10 protein-coding genes and 1 pseudogene are annotated in these 13,775 nt (G+C 63.5%); 3 read left to right on the forward strand and 8 right to left on the reverse strand.

Annotated features, from left to right (window positions below; translation table 11 throughout):
* Position 1 precedes the first annotated feature (1 nt).
* From ABZ293_RS13295 to ABZ293_RS13305, 3 genes are read left to right on the forward strand one after another with little or no spacing between them, the layout of a single operon-like run.
* Positions 2-4,165 carry a DNA methyltransferase gene (locus tag ABZ293_RS13295; RefSeq protein WP_355180233.1) on the forward strand — a complete coding sequence of 1,388 codons (4,164 nt, stop codon included), beginning with the start codon at positions 2-4 and terminating at the stop codon, positions 4,163-4,165.
* Positions 4,166-6,022 carry a DUF4357 domain-containing protein gene (locus tag ABZ293_RS13300; RefSeq protein WP_355180235.1) on the forward strand — a complete coding sequence of 619 codons (1,857 nt, stop codon included), beginning with the start codon at positions 4,166-4,168 and terminating at the stop codon, positions 6,020-6,022.
* Positions 6,019-7,239 (forward strand): hypothetical protein, encoded by a 1,221-nt coding sequence (locus ABZ293_RS13305; protein WP_355180237.1) that lies wholly within the window; start codon positions 6,019-6,021, stop codon positions 7,237-7,239. Before ABZ293_RS13300 ends, ABZ293_RS13305 begins: the two co-directional genes overlap by 4 nt.
* 1,162 nt (positions 7,240-8,401) lie before the next feature.
* Here ABZ293_RS13305 and ABZ293_RS13310 read toward each other — a convergent pair.
* The 8 genes and pseudogenes from ABZ293_RS13310 to ABZ293_RS13345 all read right to left on the reverse strand — a co-directional run bounded on the left by ABZ293_RS13310 (position 8,402) and on the right by ABZ293_RS13345 (position 13,173).
* Positions 8,402-8,737 (reverse strand): hypothetical protein, encoded by a 336-nt coding sequence (locus ABZ293_RS13310; protein ID WP_355180239.1) that lies wholly within the window; start codon positions 8,735-8,737, stop codon positions 8,402-8,404.
* Positions 8,738-8,834: 97 nt separating this feature from the next.
* Positions 8,835-9,359 (reverse strand): hypothetical protein, encoded by a 525-nt coding sequence (locus ABZ293_RS13315; protein WP_355180241.1) that lies wholly within the window; start codon positions 9,357-9,359, stop codon positions 8,835-8,837.
* Positions 9,360-9,454: 95 nt separating this feature from the next.
* The gene (locus ABZ293_RS13320; protein ID WP_355180242.1) at positions 9,455-9,622 is read right to left on the reverse strand and encodes a hypothetical protein; all 168 of its coding nucleotides are present in this window, start codon (positions 9,620-9,622) and stop codon (positions 9,455-9,457) included.
* Positions 9,619-10,380: a hypothetical protein gene (locus ABZ293_RS13325; RefSeq protein ID WP_355180244.1), complete on the reverse strand. Its 762-nt coding sequence runs from the start codon at positions 10,378-10,380 to the stop codon at positions 9,619-9,621. The genes ABZ293_RS13320 and ABZ293_RS13325 overlap by 4 nt, the downstream gene beginning before the upstream one ends.
* Positions 10,377-10,988, reverse strand: coding sequence for a hypothetical protein (locus tag ABZ293_RS13330; RefSeq protein ID WP_355180246.1), 612 nt, complete (start codon positions 10,986-10,988; stop codon positions 10,377-10,379). The genes ABZ293_RS13325 and ABZ293_RS13330 overlap by 4 nt, the downstream gene beginning before the upstream one ends.
* Before the next feature lie 56 nt (positions 10,989-11,044).
* On the reverse strand, positions 11,045-11,236 hold the full coding sequence (locus ABZ293_RS13335; RefSeq protein ID WP_355180374.1) for a helix-turn-helix domain-containing protein: 192 nt from the start codon (positions 11,234-11,236) through the stop codon (positions 11,045-11,047).
* Between the two features lie 84 nt (positions 11,237-11,320).
* Positions 11,321-11,730: pseudogene (locus tag ABZ293_RS13340) on the reverse strand (recombinase family protein); the annotation flags it as partial.
* Positions 11,731-11,937: 207 nt separating this feature from the next.
* On the reverse strand, positions 11,938-13,173 hold the full coding sequence (locus tag ABZ293_RS13345) for a DUF262 domain-containing protein (protein WP_355180248.1): 1,236 nt from the start codon (positions 13,171-13,173) through the stop codon (positions 11,938-11,940).
* Positions 13,174-13,775 lie beyond the last annotated feature (602 nt).

Below are 13,775 nucleotides of genomic sequence, written 5' to 3' on the forward strand. Positions count from 1 at the left end.
CATGTCGGCCCCCTTGCGAACCCAGGACCTGACCAGTGTTCAGGTTGTCGGCGGCCTGCTTCCACCCGAGATGCTGCGCCGCATTGCCCGCGACGGCAAGGACGTAACCGGCCGTGCTCCAGCCGATTACGGCGTGGCCGGTGTGCGGTCGGTGCACGCCGAGGCCGAACGGCACTGGAACTATCTCAAGTCGGTGTGGCGGGAACTACGGGAGAATTTGCCGCTCTCACCCGAAACCGAGCTGCCCACCGATCCCACCGGTCTGGCAGTGTCCCAATGGCTGGAACCGCTATTCGCCGAGCTCGGATTCGGTCGGCTGACGCCGCTCGGACCGGACGGGATCCGGTCCGACGACGGCACCACTGTCTTCCCGATCAGCCACCGGTGGAACAATGTTCCGATCCATCTCGTCGCATGGAATGCGTCACTGGACAAACCCGGTCTCTCAGGGATTCGGCCGCAGTCCATGGTGCAGGAATGCGTGAACCGTACCGAACACCAGCTGTGGGCGGTGCTGTCCAACGGCCGTCAGATCCGCTTACTGCGGGATTCCAGCGCGCTGGCCTCGGCCGCCTATGTGGAGTTCGATCTCGAAGCCATCTTCGACGGCGAGCTGGTCAGCGAATTCGTGCTGCTGTATCGCCTGTTGCAGGTATCCCGGTTCGCCGTGCCGACGAGCGCTTCACCCACGCAGTGCTGGCTCGAACTGTGGCGGCTGGAGGCCATCGCCGCGGGCGCGCGGGCGCTCGACCATCTGCGCGACGGCGTCGAAGCGGCAATCAAAACGCTCGGATCCGGTTATCTGGAAGAGAATTCGCAGTTGCGCACCGGCGGTCTAGATGTGCGGTTGTTCCACGCGGGACTGCTGCGTCTGGTGTACCGGCTCATCTTCTTGTTCGTGATCGAGGACCGCGGCGTGCTGCATGCCCCAGACGCATCCGCCGAGGCCCGGCGGCGCTACGAGGCGTACTTCTCCACCGATCGGCTGCGGCGGATCGCTACCCGCCGCACCGGGACTTCGCACAAGGACCTGCACCAGGCGCTGCGCCTAGTGCTCGAAGGGCTGGGCGCGGAGGCCGGTCTGTCCGAGCTGGGGCTGCCTGGCCTCGGCGGACTTTTCGACGACACCCCCGCCGATCGCCTATTGCATCCGCTCGCGCTGACCAACGAAGCTCTGCTGACCGCGATCCGGCACTTGGCCCGGATCAAAGACCCGGCCACCGCCCGCTGGCGACCGGTGGACTACCGCAATATGGACAGCGAGGAGCTCGGCTCGGTGTACGAGTCCCTGCTCGAGGACGAACCGCGGATCAGCATCGTGGACCGCGTCTTCGAGCTGGTCAACACCCAGGGCAACCAGCGCAAGAAGACGGGCTCCTACTACACGCCGAGCTCGCTGATCGAAACCCTGCTCGACTCCGCCCTCGACCCGCTTATTGCCGAGGCGCAGAAGCGCGGGGAGCAGCGCGCTGCCGCGGGCAGTTCCGCGGATGCGACCGAACACATTGCGGCGGAGCTGCTTTCGCTGACCGTCTGCGACCCCGCGTGTGGTTCGGGGCATTTCCTGGTGGCCGCGGGACGGCGGATCGCCAAACGGGTTGCGGCCGTGCGGGAAGGCAATCCGGAACCTACGCTGGACTCGGTCCGGCACGCCATGCACGAGGTGGTGGCGCGCTGCCTGTACGGAGTGGATTTGAATCCGATGGCGGTCGAGCTGGCGAAGGTGTCGCTGTGGCTGGAGTCGATGGAGGCGGGCAAGCCGCTGAGCTTTCTGGACGCCCATATCAAGCACGGCAACGCGCTGATCGGCGCGACGCCCGCACTGCTGCGCGACGGAATACCGAACCGAGCCTTCAAATTCGTCGAGGGCGACGAGCAGAAGGTCGCGGATGCCTTTGCGCGGCAGAATGATTCCGAACGGCTCAACCAGCTGAGCCTGTTCGCCCGCAGCGCCGCCGGCCCGGTCGCGAACGCGGACTTCGCCACCGGGCTGCTCCGCATCGCCACCGCACCCGCCGACGAACTGGCCGACGTGCGTCGCCAGGCCGCCGAATACCGCGAGTGGGCGGCGTCTCCGGAATACCGGCATGCCCTCCGCGTCGCTGACGCCTGGTGTGCGGCCATTGTCTGGCCCAAGACTGGCGTCGCGCCCACCCCGATCACCCAGGAGGTGTTCCGGGGATTGCAGAACCGCGACGGCGCTGCCGCGACAGCCGACGTGCACGCCATGATTGACGATCTGGCGCAGCAAGAAGAATTCCGATTCTTCCACTGGCACTTGGAGTTTCCGGAGATCTTCATCGTGGGCGAGGAACCCGGTGGGCCGGATGTGGACACCGCCACCGGCTGGTCGGGGGGATTCTCCTGCGTGCTGGCCAATCCGCCCTGGGACAAGATCGATTTCGAAGACAAGAAGTACTTCGAGCACCGCGAGCCGGCGCTTGCGGCCAAGGCCGGGGCGGCGCGGCGGGCCGCCATTGCGGCGTGGGAGGCCGAGGAGGCCAATGCGGTTGCCGCTCAACACTATCGGCGTGAGCGGCGGGGGGTGAAGGCGACTTTTCATTTCGCGGCGGATTCGGGTGTCTTCCCGCTCTGCGCCAAGGGCCTGACCATCGACGGTGTCAACTCACTGCAGAAAGACCAGCTGTTCGCCGAGCTATTTGCGACGATCACCGCGCCGCAGGGTCGCATTGGGTGCGTCATCCCCACGGCCATCGCGACCGGGTCGGGCGGTCAGTATCTGTTCCGGGACTTTACCCGGCGGGGGGTGATTCGGCTTCTGTACGACTTCGAGAACCGGAAGAAGTTGTTCGATGTCCACGCCAGCTACCGGTTCTGCCTGCTTTCGTTGACCGGGCGGCAGTCGCATGAACCGCAGGCCGAGTTCGCCTGTCTGCTGCACGATGTGGTCGATCTCGAGGATCCGGAGCGGGTGTTCACTTTGGAACCGGACGAGGTAACGCTGATCAATCCCAATACCGGGACCTTGCCAGTCTTCCGGACCCGACGGGATGCCGACCTCACCGCAGCCATTCAGCGCCGCATTCCGGTGCTGTGGAATGAGAGCGCCGTCGGCGGAAACTCTTGGCACATCACGCCGAAGCGGCTGTTCGACATGACCGATGATTCCGACCTATTCCGCACGCGTGAGCATCTGGAGGGGGAGGGCTGGCGGTTGCGGGGAGCCGTATTCGAAAAGGATGGTCAGCGAATGCTGCCGTTGTACGAGGCGAAGATGGTCGACTTCTTCAATCATCGGGCTGCCGACGTCGTCAAGAGCGAAACTGCGGTCAACCGGCAGAATCAACCCCGTTACATCACCAACGGTGATCTGCGTGATCCCCATCGCAGCGCGCTGCCGTTGAGCTGGATCCAGGAATCCGAAACCATAGCCACCGTTCGAAAGAACAAGGAGGTCGACATTCCAGGAGTCGACCTTCGCCTCCAGGCATTGCGTTGGGACAGGGACTGGCTGTGCGGCTGGTGCGATGTCACCTCCGCGACCAACGAGCGCACCGCAATTCCAGCGTTCATACCGCGCAGTGCGGTAGGGCATACGTTCCCCCTAATGTTCCCTCGAGCGGAGCCCGACGCGACAGCCGCCTTGATTGCGGCACAGAGTTCACTGGTCTTCGATTACGTTGCACGTCAGAAGGTTCCAGGTACCCACATGTACCTCTTCTTATGGAAGCAACTCCCTGTCCCGACCCCCGCCATGCTGAAGCCTCACCTCCCCTTCCTCATCCCCCGTGTCCTAGAGCTCACCTATACCGCCCACGACATGTCTGGCCTGGCCCGCGACCTCGGCAATCCCACCGATCTCGGCCCATTCATATGGGACATCGACCGCCGCGCCCAGATCCGCGCCGAACTCGACGCCTTCTTCTTTCAGCTCTACGGTGTCGCCCGCCCCGACGTGGAGTACATCCTGGATACTTTTCAGACCGAGACAGGCGGGTTGAAGCACAACGAGATTGCTCGCTTCGGCCGATACCGCACCTGGGAGCTGGTGCTCACCGAGTACGACCGCATGGCGATGGCTGGTCTTGACCTGGACAGGCCCGTGATCGACGGCGAGAATTACACCTCGCCACTGAGCCCGTTGCCGGGTCACGGTCCACGCCATACCCCGGCGGCCAGCGGGAGTGAAAGCGAGGATCGGTAGATGCTCGACGGATCCGGCGACTACCGGCTCACCCTGCCGCGCAAGGGGCCGCAGGCACAGGGTCGGCTGTTAGATGCGCGTGGCGAGAACTACAGCAAAATGTTCGTCGTCCGCGAGGGGTCGCCGGTCCGCCAGGATGTGGTGCCATCCTTTCCGACCCGCGGCAGGAGCCAATACCGGCGGCGGCAAGAGCTTATCGAGAACGGGACGATCGTCGAATCCCGTCGGTACCCAGGTTATTTGGAGGCCGCGGAAGACATCGAGTGCTATTCCCCCTCCGAGGCGGCCTCGATCGTGCTCGGCCGCAAGGCCAACGGCTGGACCGAGTGGGTGGACGGCGACGGGCGTACCCTGGGCGAATTCCTGGGCCAGGACCGCATCCCCGGCAGCGCCTGGTTCGTCCGCAGCTCGGCCGTGCCCGGGTCCAATGTTTTCACCCGGATGTGGCTGCCGAGACATCTGGTCACCCTGCCCGCGAGCCTATTGCGCCACGGCATCAAGCCCGACATCCCCCGAGAACGCCTGTCGCAGTATGTCGATGAGGACTATGGCTCCGCTTCGACCTATAGCCAGCGGCAGCAGTACCTGGAGGAGTTCTACAACTTCTGGTCGCGGATGCAGCCCGGCGACACGGTGTGCACCATCTCCGAGGGAAACCTCTACCTGGGCGAAATCACCGGCCCCGCGCGTCAAACCCGTTCGGAGGGTGGGCAGGCCAATCTGCAGCGTGCGGCCGACTGGCAGGACTTTCCCTTCGAGTACACCGAGCTTCCCGACGAGATCCAGCGCCGGATCTCAGTTCGGGGCGACGTCGCCGATCTCAGTCCCATCGTCGCACTGCTGGCCGGACTGGGGCGCTCCGACGAAGAACTCGAGGCGGAGATCGCCGACGATGACGCCAGCGCCGAAATTGTGGTGCTGGAAACCCGCAAGGAACTCGAGCGCACACTGGAGCTCCCCGTCATCACGCCCCAGTTCGCCAAGGATGACCTGCTCGTCCATGACATCTCTTGGCCCCAGGAACTCCGGGAGATCCTGTGGGAGGAGAAGCAGGTGATCCTGTACGGTCCGCCTGGCACCGGAAAGACCTATCTGGCTCGCAAAATCGCCCACTTTCTCGGTGGCAGTCCCGAGCGGGTCACGTTCGTTCAGTTCCATCCGTCGTATTCGTATGAGGACTTCTTCGAAGGTTTCCGTCCCCAGCTGGGCACCTCCGGTGAGGCCACCTTCAAGATCGTCGATGGTCCGCTGCGCACGCTTGCCAATGAGGCCGCGAAACCGGAGAACCGCCACCTGCCCTACTTCCTCGTCATCGACGAGATCAACCGAGCGCACCTGGCGAAGGTCTTCGGCGAGCTGTATTTCCTGCTGGAATACCGATACGAAAAGGTCAAGCTCACCTACTCGCCGCAGGAATTCTGGCTGCCCGACAACCTGTTCATCATAGGGACCATGAACACAGTGGACCGCTCCGTCACTTCCCTGGACGCCGCCATTCGCCGCCGCTTCGCCTTCCTCGAACTGTCGCCCGCCGAAGAGCCGACCCGCGGCCTGCTGCGCCGCTGGATCGAGCAGCGGGCCGGCGGCTCCACGCCGTCTGCGGTGGAACTGGAGGCGGCGAATCTGCTCGACGAACTGAACCGGCGAATCCCCGACCCCGACTTCCGCGTCGGTCCCGCTTACCTGATGAAGGACAGCGTTTACCGCGACGGCGGCATCGACCGTGTCTGGCGCACGAAAATCCTGCCTTTGCTGGTCGAATTCCACGCTGGGGATGGCACCGACGTGCCGGGGGAGTACGGCCTGGACGCATTGCGGGACGGACTCACCACGGCGGGTGGTGAGCCCGCCTCGTGATCCCCATCGACCTCGATGAGAACGAGACGAAGTCCGTCGCGCTGGATCAGGACCAGGCCGACGCGATCACCGCGTCGAAGATCGTCGATATCACGCCGGATCGGGACAATCACGGACACTGGCTGCTCAAGCCATCGGGCAAGGCGGGTACCGCCTTGGTGCGCACCGCGACTGGAGCAGATGTCTTACTCCGCATTGCGCCGAAGATCCCTGTGGCCAGGCTGTTGTTCCTCGTCGGGTACGTCCTCAACCCCCGGGGCTGGCGCGACGAGGAAGTGCCGGTGGGCACGGAATCCGACCTTGTGCCGGTGATGGCGGTGCTCTTCCAGCGCTATGCCTCGATAGTGCTGCGGCGAGGCCCTGTCAGCGACTATCGCGCGGTCGAACGCACGGATGTCATCCTGCGCGGCAGACTGCGCGCGGCAGAGCAGCTGCACAGACACCAGAACCGGATGGTGCCCGCCGAGATCTCGGCCGATGAACGCACCTTCGACCTTCTCGAGAACCGGCTATTGCGTACCGCCTGTGACCGCTTGCTGTCGTTCTCCGCCGTGCTTCCCGACAAGGTCACGGCGGATCTGCGGAGGATCGGCCGTGAGCTTCGTCGGGTGAATGTCCTGCCGGTTCCAGTGCACCGCCCCGTGCCCGCCTGGCGGCCAGCCCCACGTAACGCGGGATACCGAGAGGCGCTGAAACTTGCCGGTTTCGTCCTGCGGGACCTGTCGGTGGAACGTGCCACCACCCCGCGCGATCCGATCATGGTTCACGGATTCATCTTCCAAATGTCCACGGTATTCCAGGATTTCGTCACCGTCGCGCTGCGCGAGGCGATTCGCGAACGCGGCGGCCGCTGCGAAATCGCCCCGATGGGCAAGCACTTTCTTGCCGACCGGGAGCGCGCCGAACTCAAGCCAGACCTCGTTGCCTATGCTGGGAACAGGCCGATCCTCATCGTCGACGCCAAGTACAAGGTCGACAAGCTGCCGAAGGCCGACGTCTATCAAATGCTCGCGTATTGCGTGGGTCTCGGCCTAGACGAGGGACATATCGTGCACCCGGCCGGTGCGCGGTCATCGGGCGACTACACTATCCCCCGTGCGAACATCCGGGTGCGCTATCACGCCATCGACCTGAACCAGCCCAGGGAAGCACTGCTGGCGGATATCGATGCCTTGTCGCGTCGGCTGCTTCCGACGATCCCGCGCGGGACGGCATGAGGTCGATCGAGCAGCGATGTGTGCTCGTCGGTGTCTGTTCGTAGACTCGCAGATAAAGTGGGCGAAGAGAATTCGTTGGGTAGATTCCGAAACATCTCAGCGATGGAGCGCGCACCACAGTGCCCATGGTGCGGCGGAGCGATCCGATCAATGACCGACAAGCCGATCTCCTGGTACGGATCGCTGGCAGTGACGCCTTGAGCAAACCGGATGACGTTTCGCAGCGAACGACCGCATACGCTCTGCAGGCTCGTGGGCCTGATTGCCATCGCGAAACGCGCGGGTGTGTTCACTGCCAACATCATTGACGCTGGCAAAGTAATACGTTGAGCATGGGTGCCACCCGGAGGCGGCGGCATCGACCACAGACTGGCGTCGGTGTCCCTGCACGTGTCCGCTTCCGAGGGCTAGTCACGTGACAGGAGAAGAGGTCCCGTTTGCTGCTATGCAGCGAGCGGGGCCTTCTTCTGTTGGTGGGGTTCGCGCAAGTCTGACGACGGTGCGCACCACCATGTACCTAGTGTTGCACGAAGCACGGTACCAGTCTAAGACTTCTCAATTCGGGAAGACTCGCTGTGGTCGAAATTTTTGTTCTTTCGTATCAGTCATTGGTTTCGTGCAAACTTTTCAGTCTTCGTATCTGATGATTCGGTCTTCATTTTTGAAATTCGTGATGACTGGCATGAGCGAACATCCACGAAATATTTCGCAAGATGTTCGTTGCTGTAAGGCGTGCCTGTACATCTTTTCAAGTTCCGCATCAGTCATCTCGAACTACTGTGTGAACTTTCGTATCAGTCGTCATGATGCGCTGTTGTGAACTCTCGTATCAGTCGCGATCGCCGCGATGGGGCGGAGCACTTTGGGAATCTTCGAAAGATCGACAGATCGGAAGTTCCAAGGTCCGAACCGCACGGGCTGGAAGCCGCCTGCGCCGGGAATCTCGCATCTACCAGGGCTGTCCCGTAAGGCGACTGGCCAACAGATGACCTACTCGGCTGCCGCGGCTTCGATCACCGGCGTCCGGTCGTGGCCGAGTTCCAGTCCGATGTGTCTCCGATGGCGAGGCCGCGCAACCTGCCGATTCCAGGCTCCACGGCCTGAGGCACGGTGCGCAGAATGGCCTTCAGGAACGCTGCTGGATCGGGGTAACCGTGATGGGTCAGCAGGGCGTTGTCTGGAATGGGAAGCAGGTCTGCGGCGCGGCGGTCGTCCGCGCGGGCGCGACGGTCGAGGGCACCACGGCGGTGTCGGCCGGTCTGTCAGGGGACACCATGTGGGTGAGGGTCAGCACAACCAGCAGCAGGACCACACCACCAAGGAGCACCCCGAGACCCCACAGGATCGGCGTGGGCGAGGCACTGCTATAGCCGGGGTAGTACGGGGACCGGGAGCGCGGCCGTCGCGCGGGTCGGTCGGTGAAGCGGACCGATCCGCGCACGTAACTCCCGCCTATCCGTCCCCTGCGAGAATGCGGCCGCACGGCTTCATACCCCATGACCGTCAGTATGAGGTGTGGGTCCGACACTATCGGCCGGTCGGCGAGCCGTGCTAGGTGCTCTAGTCGGCATACCCTGCTGAACCACCCCACGCGGTTATGGGTTATCGATCCGTTCGAGGGCTGCGACGATCAGCGGCAAGGTGCCTTTGACGAGGTAGTACTCCAGGATCACCGGATTCTGCGGATCGTCGGATTTACGTGTCTCGATCAACCGCGGCGGCGGGACTGCTCTGCTGATGCCATGCGTGGCGCGGCGCATGGTCGTCACCATGCCCCCCAGGGCTTTTGCGCCGGTGATCTCCTTGATCCGGACCGGGGTCGCTGAACCGCCTTCGGCGACCAGGGCCCGAATCCACCGCCGCCCGGCAGGCCCGAGGTTGCGCAGAACCTGCTCGATCAGCTCGTCGTCCCACACGAATTCGTCTTCGTCATCGCGCAACACCTCGGTCGTGCCGTTGATCCGGAGCGGAAGCCTCTCGGCCAAGGCCACCTGCGCTGCGAGCAGGCCCAGCTGCAGCCGGTTTTCGAAAGTCATCGGTCCACCAGGATTGATGATCATCGCGTAGCGCAGCTGCTCGCGCGCTACGTCAAGTGCATCGAAATCCCCCGGCTCCCTCATGTCGATCAGGGTAGTGCGTAGCTATCCGAGTTGCGGCCGGAATGCGCCTGTGCCGGAGGCATAGCCCTGTACTACCTCGGCGGGCACGATCCTGTTCAGCTGAACAACCAGTCGATGAGCTTGGCGCCGCCCTCGCCGGCCGCGCCGACAAGCGCTGCTGTCACCACGGTGATCGCGAGGGCCCGGCTGCGTCTCCACCACGGGACGGATCTTGTCTCCTGCGGTGCTGAGGGGTCGTTCTGGTCTGGTACTTCACTACTCATGGCCGCGCACCGTAAACGGCCGGGGTGCAACCGATGCGACGCTTGATCTTCCGGCGTACCGACTCGCCGTAAGCGGGTGGTTGCCCGTTGAGTGCCGCGGCTTCCGCCCACGTCCAGCCCTCGGAGTGTCGTATGGCCACATTCTGCTCGACCGGGTCGAGATCACTGAACAGCGTCTGCAGCCGGGGATCGACCAGCTGTGTCCCCACGAGCAGCTCTTCCGGAGTGGGGTTCAGCGATGCCAGCCGCATTCGCTCGGTGGTGTCTGACTCAAGCGTGGGGACATCGAGTGAGCCGATGTAGAAGCGCTGGCGCTGGTGCTGGTGGCGCGACTCGAAGATAGGCCTTTGGAGCTTCGCCAGTTGAAGTGTCTTGTCCCGAAGGAACTTCAGCAGCTGGCCCGGGGCGATCTGGTCCCAGGGGCCGAGCAATGCCTCGACGGCGCCCTCGCGTACAGCTTGGGTGATCCGTCGGATCTCGAGCCAGTACCTGATGAAGTCGTTGACGATCTCCTCGAAGTCGGGGTCGCCGCGCAGGATCGCAGCGCGTGCCCACCGGGCACCGATCACCGCGCGGTTCGCCAGACCTGGCACATGACGGATCAGCCGTGCGGCGACATCGCGTATCGAGTCGAGCATCGGGATGTCGCTGAACACGCATTGGTCGACGGCCTGGATTCCGATGCCGGAGGTCCGGAACAGTCGCGCGCCTATGGTGTCGGCGATGCTGCGCCCGTACCCGCCGAACAGGTTGTTCATGGGAGGAATGGCGGCGATGAGGCCGAGACCGTGTGTAACTGGGGGTCTATCTCAAGCAGGTCCTTGAAGGTCGGGGCGGTGCCGCCGAATCCGACACCGGCGTAGGCCTGTCGGCTGATGGCGGCCGCGGTGGTCGCCACGCTGTCGTCGATGAGGCTCTTGAAGGACGGGGTGCCGAATCCGAGAACAGCCGACTGTCGTCCGAGAGGCGCCGCCGTGGTTCTGGATACGTTGTCGTCGATCAGGTTCCTGAAGGGCATGGTCGAAACGACGCTGCCGCTGATCGCGCGCTGCACCTGCTCGCCGACCTGGAAGGCCGGGCTTGCAGCCAGGGTGTTCTGCAGTCGCAGGAGGTTGTTGCTGGCGAGCCGTGACCCGAGTATGCGGTTCTGGAGAGTCGGCCCGATTGCACTCATCTGCCGTGCCACGGATTCGTCTGCTGGGGCTTCGGGCGACTTCTCGAGCGCGTCTCGCAAGACTTGGAGCCTGTCCGGCTCGGACGCCGCCGCCGTGTCCGGGGCTTCTTGATTCGGATCGTCCGCCGTCACCCGGGTGCCTTCTCCCGCACCGCCCACCCCTACCTCCTCTGCCGGATATTTCTGTGCCATATCTCTTCAGGCACTGGAGGCGTCGAAAACAGCACTCGTGAGGCGTGATCTACGTCTCACTTTGACGAGGCCTTGATCTGCTGCCCGTTCGGCGGCTTGATCCCGTCGGACGACGCCGAACTGCTCAACTCGGGCAAGTACTTGTAGATCGTCGACCGCGAAACCCCAAGCAGTCTTGCGACCGAGCAGACGGTTTCTTCCGGCTGGGTGAGGATGGCTCGGGCCTGGCGGATCTGCTCGCCGGTCATGGCCGGTGGCCGCCCCAGGCGCTGCCCGCGGGCGGCGGCCAAGCCCTCGTTGGTGCCGTCGACGATCAGCTCGCGGATGAACTCGGCGAGCGTGGCGAACACATGGAACACCAGCCGCCCGCCAGGGGTGGTGGTGTCGAGCGCTTCGTACAGAGACCGGAATCCGATGCCGCGCTTGCGGAGTCCGGCGACAATCGAGATCAGATCCTGCAGCGAGCGGCCGAGCCGATCCAGCGACGGCACCACCAGGGTGTCACCGGGCCGGAGGTAGCGAGGCACTTCCACAGTTCCTCGCGCTCGACATTCTTCCCGGACTTCTTGTCGGAGAAGATCTTCTGGCAACCGGCCTCGCGCAGGGCGAGCATCTGCCGGTCAAGGTTCTGGCCCTTGGTCGATACTCGCCCATAGCCGACGAGCGCGCCGCCCCCGCCGATCGGATCGAGAGCATCACCGTCGAGGACGAGCGCGGGCGGCCGGTCGAGGGTGTCGGTCATGCCCGGACTGTACGAGAAAGGTCTGACAAGACTTGTTAGACACCAATGGTTTTCGACACGTTTTTGAGACACTCGCGGCGAGGCCGACCAGGGATGTCGATGTCCGCAGTCGGCTGCACAGAATTCCGAACTCGTCTGCACAAGCCGATCAGGGTCAGCCCAACGGCTGGGCTGACCCTGGGGCCTACAGTTCGGTGACGCGGCTAATCAGGAACCGATCTCGGCATCACGCCAGTTGAGCGGGTAGTCGGCACGGGAGGGGCCCTTCGAGAAGAAGTTTCGCCATGCAAAGTAGGCGATGGCCCGTTGCTTGCGTCCGATGTTGGAGCGGATCGTCTCGTAGATCGCCTCGAGGCTGTCGGGCCCGGACATCAGGTTCAGTGGGTCGTCACCAGGCTGGTCGAACAGTTCAAGGAGTTCCTGTTGGTGGTGTTGGACTGTTGATCCGGTGTCGGCTTCGTCCCGCGCTTTGCCCAATGCCGCGAACAGTGGGATGAGGAAGTTGTCCGAGGCCTGTACGGCCATCTCCCACTTGGGGTGTCCCTCGTATCGCTCCTGGATCCGGTGGTTCAATTCCAGGCACACCCACTTGAAGTCGTCGCGGCACGCCTCGCTGCCGACCTCGGTAATCCGGGTGTCGAACTTTTCGCTGGGGCCGTCCTCCACCAACTTGCGGGTCTTGATGTGGGGGTCACTGCTGACGTATGCCTGAAGGCTGTCGATGAGAAGCTCGTATCTGTAGCGGGCTTCCGTTGGTGCGGCTGGAGCGTCCTTGGGCCGGCGGCCACGAGGGCGCGGCGTCTCCTTCTCCTCACGTTCGGTCAGCAGTTTGATGTTCCAGCTCTCGAAGGTATTTCGTACGTCGCTCTGTGCGACTTCCAGCAGATGCCGCGGGCTGACCTTCTGCTGCCCCACGTTGAGCACCATGAACAGACGCAGCTTCTCGTCGCTGTCCAGGTCGTGCCATACCTGCTCCATCAGTGGTCGGGCGAGGAACGCGTCGAGGTCGAGAGGCTGCTGCCCCAGATCAGCCATCGCGTTGAGCTGGGTTCGTACCTCACGGCTCGGTTGCTCACCTTGTTCCAGGGCGAGCAGGCCCTCGGCGGCGACGGTGAGCACATGGGTGCGCTGGAGTCCGTCAGCGATCTCGTACCGGCCGTCTTCGCCCTCGACGATCACGACGGCGGGCAGCGTACCGCCTCTGAGGAGATCGCGAAGCATGCGCTTCTTGATCGCGTTCTTGCCGATCTCGATCTTTGCCCGCTGGTACACGGAATCGGGAATGTTGCCCGGGGCGATCGTCCGGGTGGCCGGGTCGTAGACGGCAAATCTGGTCAGGTACTCGCCGACCGTCTCTTGCCGGATGGTCCAAGTCGCGCTGTTGGTGGCGAGATCTCGTATAGAGGGACCGATGGCTGACGCCGTCTCCGTAGTGGTGGTCATAGCCCAACTCTCGTATGAATACTCAGGTTGTAGCCGCTCAAAGTGGTTGAGCGCTAACAAGAATATAGCGCTATCGATTGAATAGCGCTATGAGTTAGGGGAGTTCAAGTCCTGCGACGGAGGGTTCGTCCATGCCCGGCATGTGAGTGACTCCTTCTGAGGCGCGCACCAGACCGGAACCCCTGGTTGCTCTTGCGTCCGGTAACGAAGCTGCGCTCAAAGGGTCAGTGCATCACCGCACCTCAGACGCCGCGTCAGCGCTGTCTGCTCTGTTCGACGCGAACTCTAACGGGTCCAGAAGTCCTCAGGCTTGCGTCCGGGGCGGAATCCGAAGTGCTCGACCAACGCGACGGCTTCGGGAAAGTTGTCGGCGAGCGCTTCGGGTAGGTGTGCATCGCTGCCGAATGTGACTGCGCGACCGCCTTCTTCGGCCCACCATTGGGGTATCCAGGGTCGCAGCCGGCGAGTGTTGATCTCCAGCGCTCGTCCGCTGTCAGCGATCGCTCGCATCGCTGTGCGGAACCCATCCTCGAACATGCGCGGGTCGAACGAGCCGGCCGTCGCGGTCGGCCAAGCACGCACGGCGTAGTCGATGTGACAAA

The organism is Nocardia sp. NPDC005998 (assembly GCF_040614395.1).
Classification (GTDB): Bacteria; Actinomycetota; Actinomycetes; order Mycobacteriales; family Mycobacteriaceae; genus Nocardia.